The sequence below is a fragment of the Tetragenococcus koreensis genome (assembly GCF_003795145.1).
Classification (GTDB): Bacteria; Bacillota; Bacilli; order Lactobacillales; family Enterococcaceae; genus Tetragenococcus; species Tetragenococcus koreensis.
Genome location: NZ_CP027786.1, coordinates 2,500,815 through 2,518,257 on the forward strand (window position 1 = coordinate 2,500,815; position 17,443 = coordinate 2,518,257).

The following is a 17,443-nucleotide window of genomic DNA, read 5'->3' on the forward strand; positions in this document are numbered from 1 at the left end:
TCGTCCCATTGAAAATAAGGATCGGGTTCGTTTGCTTTTTTATAAAGTACTTTTACAATTAGTTAGTGTCTTTAGTTTGATCAGAATAGACTTTACAAGTCATATAGCGATGTTATGAAATTTATTAGTAACTTGGTTAATATGAAAATTATTTACAATTGCTGAAACAAGATTCTAATGCTACAAGTTAGATAAGTTTTCAAAGAAATTAAGCAAACTATTAATGCCAAGGCCAAGAGTAACGAGTGTTGCTATCCCACCAAGAATATTTTGGAAGATATTGTTCTTATATTCTTGGAGTAACTCTTTATTATTTGCAGCAACCATAATCAAAACAGCTACGATAGGTAAAAATAACCCGCTAAATGCAGATGCGAATACGATAATCTGTGTTGGGTTTGTACCAACCGCCGCAAATATTGAACCAAAAATAACAGCTGAGCCTCCTGTTACCCGTGCTTTCATGCCATTTGCTTCCCAATTAAACAATCTAGCTAAAACAGTTTTTAAAATGAGTGGTGTAGCAATGGCCGATGATAATCCAGCGGCTACAATACCTACATTACCAATGATTCTGGCGTAGCTTCCTAATGTGGGTTCCAGCATTTGAGAAAATACGAGTGGTGTATCTACAACTGTTCCACTTCCGTATAAAACCGTGCCACTTGTAATGATAATCGCAAGAGAAATGATCGTTCCTATCCCAACATTAAAATAAATATCGAAATTGGCATCAGCTAAATGCGCGGGCCCTTGCCATTTTTCTGCGGTTGTTGTTGCATGCATTAATATATTGATCCCAATTAATGTTGTGCCGATTAATGCAATAATATTCACTCCTGAACCTTCAGGAATATTTGTTGGGATAAAACCATTTAACACTTCAATATAGTTAGGTCCAACAAGTAACATAGTAAGTACAAAGATGACTCCCATTAGGCTAACAAAGAAAGTCATCAATTTTTCAAGTGTTTTAGCAGTTCCGACAGCAACGGCGTAAAAAGCAGCTCCTCCAAGAATAAGTGCTGAGAGCCATTGGGGCAAGTTCGCTGCATCAGCTACCCCCAATGAACCACCAATAAGGTTTCCAGCTTCAAGTCCAAAAGCAGTGGCAAACAGGGTAATCACAATAATACTTTTGATAATGATTCCTGCCACTTTTTTATTTGAAAAACTTGCGGTTGCTGCTTCTGCTATATCATGGTTTGAAATAATGCCGATTCTTCCTGCCATTTCCATTAAAACAACTAGAGACAAACCAGAAAAGAGGATAGCCCATAACAATGAATACTTAAAATTAACACCGGCCAATGTCGTCGTTGTAATAGTACCCGGTCCAACAAAGGCACTGGTTACTATGGCTGCTGGACCCATACTTTTGAATCTTTCTATAAAGCTTTTCTTATGTTTTTTCTTTTTATTCATCTTCAATCTCCCCCAAAAAACTACGTAACTAAACACCTAACACTAACTTTTTTGAAAAAATTTAGTTCTTAGTAACAATGATTATACACATTTTTTTGGGTATCGTACATTTTAACCTAAATTGAGTAACAATGATACTTAGGTATTTACTTACAACAGGATCAAAACTATAGCCTAATTTATAAAAGCTTTCATATTTGAACTTGTTTATAGTTTTTCAGGAAATTTATGAACTGTCGTTAATTTATAGATAAAACTTTATTGAAGCTTTTTACTCTTCAAACGGAAATTTATAATCCGTCAAACCAGCGTCATCGCGAATTGCAATTAGTTCTTTTTGAACAGGTTCATTAACAGGTAGGCCGGTTTTTTCACGTTCTTTCCAAACTAGATATTCTTTTTCACCAGGCGTATAGATTCGTTGGGCATCAGGTGCTTTTTCAGCTGCACGTAGTTCACGCAGAATATCACCAGCGGTTTTCTTAAAGCTGTCTAACCCCATAAAGGCTTCTGTATCGATGGCGATGAAAAAGTGTCCCAAATGGAATTTTGTTTTCTCACCTTCTTCGCCTATGCCAGATAGCATGCTCAAGAAGTTACCTTGTTGCAAAGCAGCTGAAAGAACTTCAACAATCGTTGCATAACCGTAACCTTTATATCCGGAAAGCTTTTCACCAATACCTCCTAGAGGTGCTAAAGCAGCTTCTCCTGTTTGAAGGGCCCGCAAAATTTCTGGTGAATCAGTCATTGCAGAACCGTCACGTCCAATAACCGCACCAGCTGGAGTGTCTTTTCCTTGCCGTTCATATAGTTCGATCTTACCACGTTGAATGATGGAAGTTGCACAGTCCAATGAAAATGGAAATTCTTCATCCGTTGGAAAGCTGACTGTTAAGGGGTTGGTGCCTAGTTTATTTTCCACACTGAAAGTAGGGGCGATCGATGGACGAGCGTTTGTTCCAGTCATACCAATACAACCTGATTCTGCAGCCATATCGGTATAATAACCGGCAATTCCATAGTGTGTTGAATTTCGTACCGCTACCATTCCCATACCGTATTCTTTCGCTTTATCGATTGCTAATTGCATGGATTGGTGTCCGATTACTTGTCCCATACCATCGTGTCCATCAACTACAGCAGTTGTGGGTGTTTCACGTACAATTTCAAATTTTGTGATTGGATTTTGAATACCATCTTTGATCCGATCGATATAAATTGGTTTAAAACGGTTAACTCCATGGCTTTCAATACCTTTTTTATCTGACTGTAGTAAAACATCTGTACAAATTTTAGCATCTTCTTGAGGTATACCATAAGCAGCAAAAGCTTTTTCAACAAAATCGGCCAAAAAATTCCATTCTACGAAACTTGTCATGCTAAATTCCTCCTTGAATATTTTTGTGATGAAACAAACAAATAGAAGCGAAAGTAAGCGCTTGCTTTATCCACTTATAGTTTAGCATAGAGGAGTAACTGACTCAAATTACAATCAAGTAGTTAAATGAACTTTATTAAACCTTTTTACAAATCAATCCAGTATTATTTCTATTATAGAAATAATACTGGATTGATTTTTTATTTCTAGACGCTTGTAGTTCGCTTTGCTCAGCCATTGCTAGAACTAACTACAAATAACAATGTCTGTTGAATTTTAGCATAAGCTGCATCATTTACTTGCCCAGCTTTTTTAATCTTTCTTTTTTTAAAGTCAAAAGAGAAAATTTGTAACGGATTCGCAAACCCATTGACTTTACCGTCTTGAATAGGGACCAAAAAGTCTGTGTTTAAAAAACGATTGTTTGTGGCGTGTGTAACCGGAATTACAACTGTGAGCCCCGTTAATTGACTATATTTTTTTGAACTAACAATTACTGCAGGACGGCGCTTTTGAATTTCTTTTCCTTTGCTGGGATCAAAGTCAATCCACACAATGTCTTGGCGTTCTGGGAGATATGACTCACTCTTCTTCGAGTTCAATATTTAAATCCTCCACGTCTTCAAAAACACTTTCTTGTTGGAGATCATGGTTATACCAATTTCCTTCAAATGGATTATTGCGTTTAGGCGTATAGATGATACTTCCATCACGGCCTTGGAAGACATCAAATTCTGTATTTTCTGTGACTTCAAATTTGTTTGGCACGGTCAGAACATGAGAAGAACCGACCTTACGAAGTTTAACTGACATGCTAATCACTCCTAACTTAATATATATCTTATATATATTATATGACTTTTTGCTTAAATATACAAATTTATAGAAAAATGTTAAATAACTTATAGAGACAAGTGTACTGCAAATTGGTGAGACTTTTGAAAAATATTCATGATGAAAATACTAAGTTTAAGATTGAAGAACAGTCGTTGAACAAAGACAAAATAAAGAAGAGATTAAATTGCGTTTTTAATCTCTTCTTTCACTAAACAATGACTAGAATTTTTTTATGCAGAAATTATATATTTTCCATCTGATTGAGAAAGCAATCAAAATCGTTGTTTTTTAGTATATTTTGTTGTGTTTGTGTGTCATTTAAAAGATCAACAAGCAGGTCATAAATCTCTGCTGTTTCTTCATAATCTTCTTTTTTTATAGCAAATAAGAAAACGAAGTTTACTTGTTCTTCTTTCCCCCAATCTATTCCTTCTGGAATGATTGCGACAGCTAGTTTTGATTCTTGAGCGATTAAAGACATTGGGTGAGGGATAGCGATCGTTTGGCCTATTCCTGTTTGCTCAATTTTTTCTCGCTCCATAATGCTAGCATAAAAATTTTGAGGCACAATATTTTCTTTTTCTAATTCTTCACTCATATCTTTTAATAACTCCACTTTCGATGTTTCTTTTGGTTCATAGAAAAAGAAACGTGGATCAAAAAGCTGTTCTATTGTTTGTTTTTGTTTTTCGAGTTCTTTTATGTGGGTATCAATTTTTCTGATTTCTGTATCCAAATAAGTCATGTCAATATAAATATAAGGGATAGATAATTTCCCCAAAGGAACAGTTGTAATCACAAAATCGATCGATTGCACGTCCGTTTTTTGCAATTCGACAAAGGAAAGCCGTTCGACGATACTAATTTGTTCTTTATATACATTTTTTATTTTTGCTTCAATGATTCTACTCATTGCTTTGCCGGTTCCACAAACTAATATTACTCGGTATTTATGTATTTGGTCGATTGAGTTTCTTTCAAATGCACCCGCGATATGTAAGGCAATGTAGCCGATTTCATCTTCAGAAAAATAAAGTCCATATTGTTCTCCGATTTCTTTTAAGCTGGTTAAACAAAGATCATAAGCTAATGGAAAAGAACGTTTGATCGTTGTTAATAATGGATTACTATGGCCCGCGTCCATTACATTCATGTTTATAAATCCCTTAATGTGAGAAATTAAATCATCAATTAGTAACTGATCATCTGTCCAGTCAAAATTAAAAGAGGCTTTAATACGTTCTAGAAGTTTGTGCACAATAGCTTGAGCTGTTTTCTGTGAATCTATTTGTTCGTTTCCAACATTTACTAAACGTGGCGAATTAAGTGCTAGATAGTAAGTAAAATATTTTTTCTCTTCATTGGGTAGTGTAATTTCATATTTTTCCTCAATATCTTGTATAAGTCGGTGAAGTGCATGGGTAGCTTTATTAAACAAGTCGGGTACTTTTACCGGAAATTCATTAATAATTTGGTGATCCAATACGCGACTAATGCCCAGCGCAAAGTGAGTCAACATATTTCTATGATAATAGTCTGATTCTAGTAAACCTAGACCAGATAAGCGATATAATTCTATTTTTTCTAATTGTTCTAAATCAACGTTGTCGAATAAAGCAAATTCCATTTCAGTGAATCCAGTTAGATACTCTTGCAAATCTTTTCCGATTAGCAAATCAATAATTGCTTGTCGTTTGGCAAATTCATCTCCCACTATCTCAAAACCGATATTAGGCCGATTGATTACTTTTAACCCATAAGACAAAAGTGCGTCTCTGATTGCTTTTAAATAGCTATAAAAAGTATTTTTACTGACAAATAATTGATCCAAAAAATTTTCCAGCGTATAAGGAGTTTGACTTTTAAACAAGATAAATAATAAAAGCGTTTGTCTCTCTTCTGCAGAAGAAAGAAATGTATCTGAAGCGGCTAAATTTTCTTTCCACCAATGATCAAAAGCGCTTTGACTGGTTATATTTAATTGATAGCCTTTATTTCTGATCAAGGAAATGGAAGCATCGATTGGTTGTAATAGTTCGTTTAAATTATTGATGTCGCTACGAATCGTCCGCTCTGTTACATGATTCGTGTTGCTTAGTTCTTGTATTGAAATGGGCTCTGTACGTTGCATTAACAATCCCAAAATATCGTCTAACCGTTGATAAGCTAGTTTCGCCATTTTTTCACCCCCTATGTTGTGTTTTTTCTTCTATGTACTATCATACATGAAAATTTTGTGGATTAGTATGGAAGTGATATCTTAGCTTTTTCCAAGGAAGGTGGAAATGCTTTTGGAATTTGTGTGACTAGCTAATTTCCATTTTTAGTTGAAATTGGAAGGGTTTACGATTTGGTAGTTTCAGCATAGAGTAAAGTTATCAAGAGGGAGGTGTTTCGATGAAATTTGATGAAGAAAATATCTTGCTTGATCTATCGGTTACGTCAAAAACGGAACTATTTAAAGTGATTGCAGATTATGCTCAAAGTTTAAATTATATCGAAAATACTGAAAAAGTATCTGAAGCTTTTTTAGATAGGGAAAAAGAATTTTCAACAGGATTACAGGATGGTTTTGCGATACCACATGCTAAATCTGAATTTGTATTATCGCCAACCGTTTTTTTTATTCGTTTGAAAAAACCATTATCATGGGAAACCTTTGATGGGACAGATGTAAAACATCTTTTCGCTCTGTTGGCCGCGAAAAAAAACGCCGGTACTGTTTACTTGAAAATGTTGAGTAATTTATCTCAAGCGTTATTGGAAGAAGAATTTATTCACAAAATTAAAGGAAGCGTTAGTAAAGAGGAATTGGTTGTATTAATTAATAAGGAAATGATAGGAGAGGAAATTAAATGAAAATTGTAGGAATTACTTCATGTCCAGCTGGATTAGCACATACACCGATGGCGGCAAAGGCTTTAGAAAAAGCCGGAGAAACTTTGGAATACGATGTCAAAATTGAACAACAAGGTTCGCTTGGCCAGGTAAATAAAATATCACAAGATGAAGTAGATCAGGCAGATTTTGTTCTATTTGCTACGGACCAAAAGATTATTGACAGTGAACGCTTTAAAGGGAAACCGCAATTGCGGGTAAATATTACAACTTGTATTAAAGCACCGGAAGCAGTTTTGAAAAAATGTGTTGCAGCGGTTAGACAACGTCAAGAAAATTAGGAAAGGTGGATAAACAAAGATGAAAAAGCTATTTTCTGAATTAAAAGGGCATTTAATGAGCGGTATTAGCTATATTTTACCATTAATTATTGGCGCTTCTTTGGTTGTTGCAATTGCTAAAGTCATTGGGTTTGCTATGGGAGCAACCACTTTGGATCCGTATGAAGATGGTCAAGGCTTTATGCACGCGCTTTATTTAGTGGAACAAGTAGGCTGGACAGGAATTGGTCTAATTAATACGGTATTAGCTGGTTTCATTGCTTATTCAGTTGGGGATAAAGCGGCAATCGGCGCTGGATTTATTGGCGGGGCTGTTGCAACAGAAACCAATGCTGGTTTTTTAGGGGCGCTAATCGCCGGGTTCTTGGCAGGTTATTTGGTGAAATGGGCAAAAGATCGTATTAAATTACCTGAATCGTTTAGTAGTGTGATGCCGCTGGTTATTTTGCCACTGATTGCAACGCTGTCTGTTGCAATTGTTATGGGGGCAATTCTTGTTGGACCTCTGTCATGGATTAACGAAAGTTTAATCAATTGGATCAAACATATGATTGAAAACGATGTGAATCAAGTTGTTTTAGCAATGATCATGGGAGGTATGATCGGTGTCGATCTAGGTGGTCCTGTTAATAAAGCCTCTTGGATGGCTGGTAATGTTTTATTAGCCGAAGGGATATATTTGCCAGCGATTATCGTTAATGTAGCTAATTGTGCGTTGCCCTTAGGTTATGCCTTAGCAACGGTATTTCACAAAAATCGTTTTAATAATGAGTTAAAAGATGCAGGTAAAAATAACTTTGTTATGGGATTTATTGGTATTACAGAAGGAGCGATTCCTTTCACGTTAATCAGTCCATTGAAATTAGTGTTGGTTAATGTGATCGGTGCAGGTCTTTCTTCAGCGGTTGGGGTGTTTCTTGGAATGTATGCGAAAATGCCCCCTGTTGGAGGGATTTACGGGTTCTTTTCCGTTGGTTCTGGCTGGGCATACTTACTAGGTATCTTATTAGGCGCTACTTTTATTGGAACAGTTGCTCCATTACTTGTTAATTTCAATAAAGGTGACGACCTTGAAGTGGAAGATGTTGATGTTGACAGTATTGACATTAGTTTTGAAAATTAAATTTGTAAGTATTTATCCAATTAGAAAGGTAGTGGCTGATGAAAAAAACAGTACATGTCGTTCCACATACACATTGGGATAGAGAATGGTATTTTACCACTAGTCGTTCAAAAGTTTATTTGATGCATGATTTAAAAAATGTATTGGGGCAGTTAGAGGCGAATAATTCTTACAATACGTTTATTTTAGATGGACAAGCTTCTTTATTAGACGATTATTTAAAGTGGCGTCCACAAGACAAGGGATGTATCAAAAACTTAGTGGAACAAGGAAAGTTGGTTATTGGTCCTTGGTACACACAAACAGATCAATTAGTGATTTCTGGTGAGAGTATCGTACGTAATCTTTCCTATGGGATGAGGATTTGTGAAAAGTTCGGCGATTATATGAACGTGGGATACGTCCCTGACTCATTTGGGCAAGCTGCCAGCATGCCGCAAATTTATCAAGAATTTGGAATAGAAGATACAATGTTTTGGCGAGGTGTCAGTGATGATGAAGTGGAACACACTGAGTATCAATGGCAGGGCGAAGATGGCTCCGTAGTAAATGTTTACCAAATTCCTACTGGTTATTACATTGGTGGAGCTATTCCTGAACAAAAGGAGGATTTGGCGGAATTTTTACACGAAGAGCCATTTCATACGACCTGGTCACGCAGCGTGACCGATCAAGTCTATTTTCCTAATGGTTTCGATCAGGCACCGGTACGAAAAAACTTACCGGAACTTGTTGAACGCATGAATGAATTATACCAAGATGAATATCAATTGCAGTTTTCTACTATTGAAAAATATATCCAAGCGGTTAAGCAACAAAATCCTGAATTAGAAGAAGTTGAAGGAGAACTGCTTAATGGAAAGATGATGCGTATTCACAAATCGATTTTTTCCTCCCGTTCTGATTTAAAGGCTATGAATACACAAATTCAACATTATTTGGTTAACATTTTAGAACCGATATTGAGTATTACACAAGCGCTTGGCTTTGAATATCCGGTTGAAACAGTCCGAGAAGTTTGGAAGCTAATGTTTGAAAATGCTGCGCATGATTCGATTGGTTCTTGTGTTTCTGATATGACAAATGAAGATATTTATTTACGATATAAGCAGGCCAGAGATATTTCATTGAATTTAGTCGAACTTTCGATGCGTAATATTGCTACAAGGATTAAAAATACAAGTGAGATCACGTTTACAATTTTCAATACACTTGATCATACGCGAACCGAAGTGATTGAAACAGAAGTATATGTGCCACAAAAAGATTTTGCGCTCTATGATGCGAAAGGAAACCCGGTCGATTATACAATCATAGACTGGGTGGATCAAACGGACTACGTTTTGAATCAAGGGAACACATTAGATCCTTCAAAAACATTTTACATCCCGGACAAAGTTTATAAAACGCGACTTGCTATTAGTGGGTCTGATCTGTCAAGTATGGGTTATATGCAGTTAACACTTGACCTAAAAGGTAATACATTAAAAGACCTTGAAGATAAGAAAAATCATATATTAGAAAACGAGTATTATAAGGTCACAATTAACCCTAATGGCTCCTTGGAAATATTAGATAAAACAAATCAGAACATTTACCATGAGCAAGCAATCATTGAAGAAAATGGTGATGATGGCGATTCATTCAACTATTCACCGCCTAAAGAAGATTTCGTTATTCGATCAACTGATTTTGTACCAGATATTCAAGTGCAATGTTCGGAGCTTATCAAAATTGCGATGGTCAGTTATAATATGAAAGTTCCCCGTGGCTTAGGCGAACGTGCGAAACATGAGGCGCATATTTCAATGCCAGTAACGTTAAAAATAACATTAAAAAAGGGAACTTCTGTTATCGATTTTGCGCTTGATGTCGACAACCAACAAGTTGATAGCCATCGTTTATGTGTACTATTTGATACGGGGATCTCTTCTAAATTTTCAATTGCTGATCAACAATTTGGTGTATTGCAACGGCCGGTTGTTCGACAAAAAGAGTTGGAACTTTGGGAACAAAATCCAGAAAACTGGAATGAAAAACCAATATCAATTGAAACGTGTCAAAGTTTTGCAGGATTATTTGATGAAAATCATGGGGTTGCCGTAATGCCAAAAGGCGTACGTGAATATGAAATTGTGGGCGATAATTACGATACAATCCGACTAACAATTTTTCGTACCTATGGTTTTATGGGGAAAGAAGATTTACTTTATCGGCCCGGTAGAGCTTCTGGGGACAAAGTAGTTGAAACACCAAACGCTCAATTGCATAAAAAAATGCAATTTAATTTTTCAACCGCTTATTTTTCCGAACCATTCAACGAAGCAAATGTTTCGAACATTGCTAAAGCTGCGGTAACTCCAGTACAAGTTTTTCAATATGCAGAATTTTTAAATTCTCGCTTGATTTTTACGTTGGATGACGTGGAGCAGCAATTTGCAAAAGGTTTTAGTTTGTTTGAATCAACAGATCATCTAACTTTGAGTCTTGTCAAAAAAGCAGAACAACGCGCAGGTTACATTATGCGTTATTATAATGGACATTTGTACGAGTCTTTGCCTGAAAAAATCTTTTTTAATGTACCAGTCCAATACGCTGAATTGGTTAACTTAAAAGAAGAGAAGACAAAACAACTGGAAATAATGGATAATACAATCACTATCCCAAATATTACGCACGCTAAATTTGTTACGATTTACGTTGAGTTGGATCATCAATAATTAAACATATACTGCAAAATAGAAAATGTTTAAGTTTGCGATGGTTTTGTTTATTGGAAAAGTCCAGTTATATTTTTGTACAAGTGAACATCGACCTAAAATTGGAAAAGGGAACAGTAAAGAATAATAAGGGCAACCTTAAATCAGTTCAACCATGAAATTTAATTGACAGCCACCTTCATACGTATTACAATGTAATACAAGTGGAGGTGGTATTGTTATGGCTATGATCACAGTACGTGTAAGTGACTCAGAAAAAGAATGGTTGAATTATATGGCCGATTTCTATGGGATCTCTTTGTCTGATCTTTTAAAAACATATTCGATGGAACAATTAGAAGACGAGTATGACCGTCAAACGGCTGATATTGCGTATAAACGTTGGCTAGAAAATGGTAAACAAACAGTATCAATGGATGAAATCCTTTCTGAATTTGGAGGTTTGGAATGAGCTATCGCTTAATCTTTTCTTCTGAAATACAAAAACAGTTTAGAAAAATGGATAAATATCAAGCTACTTTAATTACTCGTTGGCTATATCAGCATATTGACGGAATTGACAATCCTCGCAAATTTGGAAAAGTGCTAACTGCAAACCGGTCTGGTCAATGGCGCTATAGAATTGGCAAATATCGCGTTATTGTTGAAATAGAAGACAGCCAATTAGTTGTACTAGCTGTTCAAGTTGGGCATAGGAAAAATATTTACGATTAAAGGGGCTATTACTAAACTTTTTGTTGTTTAAACAAGTAACAAAAAAAGTTGAATAGGATAAGAAACTTTGCTATAATTGTTATGTAAAGAAGAGCTGTGAGAACAACTCTTCAATAACAGCACCGTTTAAGACGGTGACCAGTTTTAAATGTTGAAAAATAATCGTCTACCGGCTAAAGTTTGACGGTTATTTTCTTTTGTCGTTTTTTATCAACTCTACAACTAATTTGATTAAGGCAATAGTAAATGTACTAAATGCCAACATCAGCTGTAAAGCATCCGAAACGGACAAAAAGCTTCTCCTTTCTTCAGATTTAGTTAGCACGCACATACGCACCACCTCACTTTCGAAAAAGATAGCCACCGTCATAAACTTTACTGTTACTTAATAAAGTAACATAAAAGACGCTGAAATTCTATATATTTCGTGTTAGTAATTATTTATTTTTTCTTATAATAATGGGTGTGATGATAGTGTCTCAAAATACTTGCTACAAACAAATACCAGAAACAAACATTAGGTTTAAGATGTTTGCTCCCGGTATTTTTGTTAAGTATTAATGTGTTTCTCCGCCAACAGCTTTTAGATCCTCTTTACCTGCAAAATCAACAATCGCTTCAAGGCCTTTTTCAATACAAAAGGCCATGTCAGAAATGTTCATAAATGGTTGATTCGGTTTGTCTACAACTTGTTCAGCGATAAAAGGCACGTGGATAAAACCGCCTTTCATATTGGGAAATTCTTTATCAATCATGTATTGCACTTGGTACATGATATGATTGCAAACAAAAGTTCCAGCTGTATTAGAAACTGCTGTTGGAAAGCCATTCCTTTTAATATTTTCTACCATCGCTTTTACTGGCAGCTGAGTAAAGTAAGCAGCTTGACCATCCGATTGGATGAGTTGATCAATGGGCTGGTTGCCTTCGTTATCAGGAATTCGAGCATCATCGACATTGATGGCAACTCTTTCTGGGGTAATGGTAAAACGGCCGCCAGCTTGTCCGATATTTAAAACGATATCGGGTTGATGTTTTTGGATCGCTTGTTTACAAACATCAGCTGACTTACCATAAACGGTAGGGATTTCTTCTTTAACAATTTCAGCATCTTTGATTGTATCAGGAAGTTTTTTTACCGCTTCCCAAGCAGGATTTATTTTTTCTCCACCAAATGGATCGAATCCAGTAACTAAAATTTTCATATTGATTCTTCCTTTCATTTTTGAGCCTTTTTGAGTAACGTTTTCTTGATCCTTTACTCGTTTTTCCAATCTTGAGTAAAGCTTTCCTATTTCTTTCCTCATTATTCTGGTTTTGAGTAACGTTTCTTGGTTTCACTCCTCAATTTTCCGATAATGAGCAATATTTTCTAATTTCCTTTCTCATTCTGGCCTTTTTTGAGTAACGTTTCCTCATTTCCTTACTCGTTCTTCCGATAATGAGTAAAGTTTTCTTATTCCTTTACTCGTTTTTCCAGTTTTGAGGAACGTTTCTCGTGTTCTTTCCTCAATTTTCTTCCATTTTTATATTAAAAAGCTAATACATACATTAATCCAATATGAATCACGATCATAATTAGTGCTATAGGTATTTGTGCTTTGATGACGCCATTCGTGTCTTCCATTTCTAATAAGGCAACAGGTAAAGCGTTGAAGTTGGCGCCCATGGGAGTTAATAAGGTACCACAGAATCCGGCAGTCATAGCTAAAGTACCGGCAACAACTGGGTCACCGCCTTGAGCGATGACAAATGGAATTCCAATACCTGCTGTAATCACGGTAAAGGCAGCAAAGGCATTTCCCATTACCATAGTAAATAATACCATGCCCAAACAATAAGCAACAACACCGACGAATTGATTTCCTGCTGGGATAACAGTAGAAATCGCATTGGAGATGACATCGCCAACGCCTGCTAGATTGAAAATCACACCTAAGGCAGCCAATAATTGTGGCAAGATCCCGGTTGTTCCTACAGATTGAAACATGCGGTCGGTATCGTCTACGATTGTTTTGGGTTTAGCAGAAGTGATCACTGCTGCTACAATTAAAGCCACAATTGAAGCGATGCCGATTCCAACTTGACCTCCTAATGGCGTATAGGAAATTACGACCGCTGTTGCTGCTAACATTACGGAGGGAAAGAAAACCCAGCTGCCAATTTTTTTCGCTGCTTCTTCGCCTTGTTTTTCGTCTAATTTTGCAATGTTACCAACTTTTACTTGTTTAAGTAAGGTGAGAACGCCAATAGCGACCAACATAATACCAGACGCAGCATAAGGAAGAAAGTTACCAAAAGCAAAAATAGTACCAAGTAATAACCAGAATAAACCGGTGCCTAGTCGAGCAGAATTGGTTTGATCTCTAAAAGAACGGATGGCAGTCATCATAGATAAAAGTCCAATTAAGATGTAAAAGAATTCAAGAATTGCATCAACTGTCTGAGTCATTGTTTGTTTCACCACCTTTTTTAACGTTATATTTTTTCGCTAACTTGCGATCAAATAACATATTAGAAATCGCTGTTAGAACGAGAGCAATAACCGCAATAATTAGGGAATATTGCACAATGCTAGCTTCTGAGACATTATAGTTTAAATCTCGTAAGGTTCCGGCAATCAATAAAACACCAGAGGCTGCGACAAAGGTATTTTGCCCATAAAAATTGGCATAGTTCTCGTTAGCTGCAGCTCTGGCTTTCAGTTCTTCGCTGTCTTCTTTTGCGATATTTCCGTAGTTTGTCTTAGCCGCAGCTTGTGTCATGGGATTGACAATGGGGCGGACAAATTGCGGATGTCCTGAAATACGAATCCCCAAAAGTCCAGCAATTTCACGGATGGCTGTATACAACGTCAAGAATTTTCCGGGTGTCATCCCCTTTATTTTCCTGATTAAAATGACGGCCTGTTGTCGCAAGCCAAATCGTTCAGAAAGTCCAATCATTGGTAAGGTTAATAGAAAGATTGTAACGAGCCGGTTATCGACAAAAGCTTGACCAAAGGCTTCTAAGAAATCCATAACTGATATACCGGATACCATAGCTGTCGCAAACGCGGCGATTACAACAACTGCAATCGTATCAAATTTAAATAAGAATCCTACTAAAATGATTAGGATCCCAATTAGTTTAATCCATTCCAAAATAATCTCCTCCTTCAAAAAATTTCGCATAAAATGAATTTCTTATGCTCAGGGGTCTATCCTACCTGAATTTTTGTTATTTTTCACTAATTTTCTGAAAAACGTTGATAATTTTTTAGTTAACATTCTTTTATACCTGAAAACTTGGTATCATCCTTGTCAAAGGTGAAGAATTTTGATCCATGAGGACATTTTATGATCTAGCAAACAGATGGAATAATAACATGAGAAAGGAAAATAAAAAACTAGAACAAGAATAATTGCTAGCTTTGGTACCAAGTGGTATAATAACTTTAGGAGGTGCTTACTATGACTAATCAAGTGCATTTTAGAATAGATGAAGAAGATAAAGAAAAGTTTAGAATAGTGATGCAACACGTAGGGTTAGAGCCTAATGAGGCTTATCGTATCTTTGTTAAAAGAGCAATTGAAGTTGGAGGAATTCCGTTTGAAGTTGCAGATCCATCTTCTCAATTAGAGGAAGCAATTAAAAGTCAGGATTATATTGAATTTGAAAACGGTGAGGAAGGCTTGGATTGGTTAAATGAGGAATAAGCCTAAATATAAGCCTGCTTTTGAGCGGAAGTTTAAAAAGCATTATAGAAATATGCTTAAGGGCGGACGTTATAAAAAAGAAGACTTTGAAAAAGTTTATTGGAAACTTTTGTGTAACGAACCATTAGAACCTCGATACAACGATCATCCTTTAGTAAATCGAAAACCTGAACGTGACTTGCATATTAAACCGGATTGGCTATTGATTTATAAATATGACGGCGAGTTTGTCCGATTTATTGACACGGGCACTCATGCGGATCTCTTTAAATAAAAGACTATTTTTTGATGTGGTATCAGAAAGTAGTCTTTTATTATATATAAGCAAAACAGATTTGAAATTTAGCAAAAAAGTGTTTGCGTTTCCAAATAAAATATGATAAATTAATAGCAGTTAAATACAGGCATGTGACTGGTAATGCAGGCAGGACCTTTTACGTTAGGAAAATCATTCCTAGTGTATTTGGTTCTGCCTTTTTTGTTTAGCTAACAATACTCAATAGATAAAATGGAGGATATCTTATGGACTACAAGCAAACAGCAAAAGAGATTGTTGCAGCTCTTGGTGGAAAAGATAATATTTCGCTTTTAAACCATTGCTCAACGCGGTTAAGAATTACTTTGAAAAACGATAATAAAGCCGACAGCGCAGCGTTAGAAAAAATTGATGGTGTGTTAGGCGTTCGTAAAAACGTTCAATATCAAATTATTATCGGTAATGATGTTGTGGAAGTTTATCAGGAAGTGAATAATATTGTAGGAAATATTTCAAATGAGGATACACAAGATGGACCGGCACAAAAAAGAAGTATTGGAAGTACCGTACTTGACTTTATTATTGCAGTCTTTCAACCGTTAGTTCCGGCTATTGCAGGAGGTGGAGTTCTTAAATCCATTTTACTTTTATTAGCGGCTATTGGTGTTATGGACGACGGTAGTACAACCTACCAAATTTTAGATAATGTAGGTACAGCACCGTTATATTTTCTACCGATCCTAGTTGCGGTAACATCTGCAAATAAATTAAAAGTCAATCCACTTGTTGCTATATCTGCTGTGGGTGCCTTGTTATTACCCGGTATGAGCGAGCTAATAGCAGACGGAGCTAATTTCTTATCTTTTAATATTCAAGAAATTGATTATAGTTCGCAAGTATTTCCAGCGATCTTGACTGTCTTGTTTTATGCACAGATGGAAAAAGGATTTAATAAAATTACACCTAAATCAATTCGTGTCTTCTTTGTTCCAATGATGAGCTTGTTACTTACAGTGCCTATTTCTCTACTAATCTTAGGCCCATTGGGTTATAATTTTGGGACACTGTTTTCTTCTGCCATTATTTGGTTGTACGGTCATTTTGGTTGGGTGGCCACCGGAATATTAGCTGGTATTTTACCATTTATGGTAGTTACTGGAATGCATAAAGCAATGATTCCATACGCGATTAGCTCAATGGGTGAACTAGGAAAAGAATCATTGTACATGCCTGCATCATTAGCCCATAATCTTGCCGAATCGGGGGCTTGCTTTGCGGTTGCTTCAAGAACAAAAGATAAAAAACTAAAACCTACTGCTATTTCAGCTGGGATTTCTGCCCTTTTTGGTATTACCGAACCTGCTTTATATGGAGTAACGGTTTTACACAAAAAAGTATTGTATAGTGTTATTTTAGCTAGTATCATTGGCGGTTCTTTTAGTGGCATTATGATCCTTGAGGCATTTGCTATTGTTGGGCCAGGCCTTGCTAGTATTACGATGTTTATTGACCCACAAAACGCAATGAATATTGTATGGGCGTTTGCTACCTTGGGGATTTCTTTTGTGGCTGCTTTCATTTTTGCTATTATTTTGTATAAAGACGAGACAACTACAGAAGAGGAAAATAATGAAGTGATTAACGAAACAAAAGATGTGATATTAGAAAGTCCAGTTAAAGGTAGAGTTTTACCTTTAACAGAAGTGAAAGACGATGTATTTTCAAGTGGTTTAGTGGGGGACGGCATAGCTGTTGAACCCACGGAAGGAAAATTAACTGCGCCTGTGGCAGGAGAAGTTACGATGATTTTTGAAACGAACCACGCCTTAGGCTTAAAAACAGATAATGGCGCCGAATTGCTTTTGCACATTGGTGTTGATACTGTCAAAATGGACGGTGTTGGCTTTCAAGCATTTGTGAAACAAGGTGACCGCGTAGAACAAGGACAACAGCTAATTACTTTTGATATTGATAAAATAAAGAACGAAGGTTTTGAATCCACAGTAATTTGTGTAGTAACTAATAATAATTTTGAGGTAAAACCATCTATTGATCAAGGAAATGTATCATTCGAAGACCCTTTGTTAACGGTCAGTCAATTAGCATAAATAGA

18 protein-coding genes are annotated in these 17,443 nt (G+C 36.2%); 9 read left to right on the forward strand and 9 right to left on the reverse strand.

Going from position 1 to position 17,443, the window contains the following annotated elements; all coding sequences use genetic code 11:
• Positions 1-180: 180 nt before the first annotated feature.
• The 5 genes from C7K43_RS11930 to C7K43_RS11950 form a co-directional block, all read right to left on the reverse strand.
• Positions 181-1,425: an NRAMP family divalent metal transporter gene (locus tag C7K43_RS11930; RefSeq protein WP_124007034.1), complete on the reverse strand. Its 1,245-nt coding sequence runs from the start codon at positions 1,423-1,425 to the stop codon at positions 181-183.
• Positions 1,426-1,696: 271 nt separating this feature from the next.
• The gene (locus C7K43_RS11935; protein WP_124007035.1) at positions 1,697-2,803 is read right to left on the reverse strand and encodes an Ldh family oxidoreductase; all 1,107 of its coding nucleotides are present in this window, start codon (positions 2,801-2,803) and stop codon (positions 1,697-1,699) included.
• Positions 2,804-3,033: 230 nt separating this feature from the next.
• On the reverse strand, positions 3,034-3,405 hold the full coding sequence (locus C7K43_RS11940; RefSeq protein ID WP_157977754.1) for a type II toxin-antitoxin system PemK/MazF family toxin: 372 nt from the start codon (positions 3,403-3,405) through the stop codon (positions 3,034-3,036).
• Positions 3,386-3,616 carry a type II toxin-antitoxin system PemI/MazE family antitoxin gene (mazE, locus tag C7K43_RS11945; protein WP_124007037.1) on the reverse strand — a complete coding sequence of 77 codons (231 nt, stop codon included), beginning with the start codon at positions 3,614-3,616 and terminating at the stop codon, positions 3,386-3,388. Before mazE ends, C7K43_RS11940 begins: the two co-directional genes overlap by 20 nt.
• A gap of 265 nt (positions 3,617-3,881) precedes the next feature.
• The gene (locus tag C7K43_RS11950; protein WP_124007038.1) at positions 3,882-5,819 is read right to left on the reverse strand and encodes a BglG family transcription antiterminator; all 1,938 of its coding nucleotides are present in this window, start codon (positions 5,817-5,819) and stop codon (positions 3,882-3,884) included.
• A 218-nt stretch (positions 5,820-6,037) separates the two neighbouring features.
• Between C7K43_RS11950 and C7K43_RS11955 the strand changes: the two genes are divergently transcribed.
• The 6 genes from C7K43_RS11955 to C7K43_RS11980 all read left to right on the forward strand — a co-directional run bounded on the left by C7K43_RS11955 (position 6,038) and on the right by C7K43_RS11980 (position 11,376).
• A complete protein-coding gene (locus C7K43_RS11955; protein ID WP_124007039.1) occupies positions 6,038-6,499 on the forward strand; it encodes a PTS sugar transporter subunit IIA in 462 nt (153 codons plus the stop codon).
• Positions 6,496-6,819, forward strand: a complete 324-nt coding sequence (locus C7K43_RS11960) for a PTS fructose transporter subunit IIB (RefSeq protein ID WP_124007040.1) — start codon at positions 6,496-6,498, stop codon at positions 6,817-6,819. The genes C7K43_RS11955 and C7K43_RS11960 overlap by 4 nt, the downstream gene beginning before the upstream one ends.
• Before the next feature lie 19 nt (positions 6,820-6,838).
• Entirely contained in the window at positions 6,839-7,942 is a 1,104-nt protein-coding gene (locus C7K43_RS11965) for a PTS fructose transporter subunit IIC (protein ID WP_124007041.1), read from the forward strand.
• Between the two features lie 38 nt (positions 7,943-7,980).
• A complete protein-coding gene (gene mngB / locus C7K43_RS11970) occupies positions 7,981-10,662 on the forward strand; it encodes a mannosylglycerate hydrolase (RefSeq protein WP_124007042.1) in 2,682 nt (893 codons plus the stop codon).
• Between the two features lie 220 nt (positions 10,663-10,882).
• Complete coding sequence (gene relB, locus C7K43_RS11975) at positions 10,883-11,113, forward strand: type II toxin-antitoxin system RelB family antitoxin (RefSeq protein WP_124007043.1); 231 nt, start codon at positions 10,883-10,885, stop codon at positions 11,111-11,113.
• Positions 11,110-11,376, forward strand: coding sequence for a type II toxin-antitoxin system RelE family toxin (locus tag C7K43_RS11980; RefSeq protein WP_124007044.1), 267 nt, complete (start codon positions 11,110-11,112; stop codon positions 11,374-11,376). Before relB ends, C7K43_RS11980 begins: the two co-directional genes overlap by 4 nt.
• Positions 11,377-11,563: 187 nt before the next feature.
• On the opposite strand, the gene pepG1 is transcribed toward C7K43_RS11980, so the two are convergent.
• The 4 genes from pepG1 to C7K43_RS12000 all read right to left on the reverse strand — a co-directional run bounded on the left by pepG1 (position 11,564) and on the right by C7K43_RS12000 (position 14,519).
• Positions 11,564-11,746, reverse strand: coding sequence for a type I toxin-antitoxin system toxin PepG1 (gene pepG1, locus C7K43_RS11985; protein ID WP_124007045.1), 183 nt, complete (start codon positions 11,744-11,746; stop codon positions 11,564-11,566).
• 187 nt (positions 11,747-11,933) lie between these two features.
• Positions 11,934-12,581 (reverse strand): pyroglutamyl-peptidase I, encoded by a 648-nt coding sequence (pcp, locus tag C7K43_RS11990; protein WP_124007046.1) that lies wholly within the window; start codon positions 12,579-12,581, stop codon positions 11,934-11,936.
• Positions 12,582-12,907: 326 nt separating this feature from the next.
• On the reverse strand, positions 12,908-13,828 hold the full coding sequence (locus C7K43_RS11995) for a DUF979 domain-containing protein (protein ID WP_124007047.1): 921 nt from the start codon (positions 13,826-13,828) through the stop codon (positions 12,908-12,910).
• Positions 13,812-14,519 (reverse strand): DUF969 domain-containing protein, encoded by a 708-nt coding sequence (locus C7K43_RS12000; protein WP_124007048.1) that lies wholly within the window; start codon positions 14,517-14,519, stop codon positions 13,812-13,814. The genes C7K43_RS11995 and C7K43_RS12000 overlap by 17 nt, the downstream gene beginning before the upstream one ends.
• A 309-nt stretch (positions 14,520-14,828) precedes the next feature.
• Here C7K43_RS12000 and C7K43_RS12005 point away from each other — a divergent pair, with 309 nt between their 5' ends.
• The 3 genes from C7K43_RS12005 to C7K43_RS12015 all read left to right on the forward strand — a co-directional run bounded on the left by C7K43_RS12005 (position 14,829) and on the right by C7K43_RS12015 (position 17,438).
• Complete coding sequence (locus C7K43_RS12005; protein ID WP_124007049.1) at positions 14,829-15,074, forward strand: type II toxin-antitoxin system RelB/DinJ family antitoxin; 246 nt, start codon at positions 14,829-14,831, stop codon at positions 15,072-15,074.
• Positions 15,064-15,348, forward strand: coding sequence for a type II toxin-antitoxin system YafQ family toxin (locus tag C7K43_RS12010; RefSeq protein WP_124007050.1), 285 nt, complete (start codon positions 15,064-15,066; stop codon positions 15,346-15,348). The genes C7K43_RS12005 and C7K43_RS12010 overlap by 11 nt, the downstream gene beginning before the upstream one ends.
• 248 nt (positions 15,349-15,596) lie before the next feature.
• Positions 15,597-17,438 (forward strand): beta-glucoside-specific PTS transporter subunit IIABC, encoded by a 1,842-nt coding sequence (locus C7K43_RS12015; protein WP_124007051.1) that lies wholly within the window; start codon positions 15,597-15,599, stop codon positions 17,436-17,438.
• The last annotated feature ends 5 nt before the right edge of the window (positions 17,439-17,443 follow it).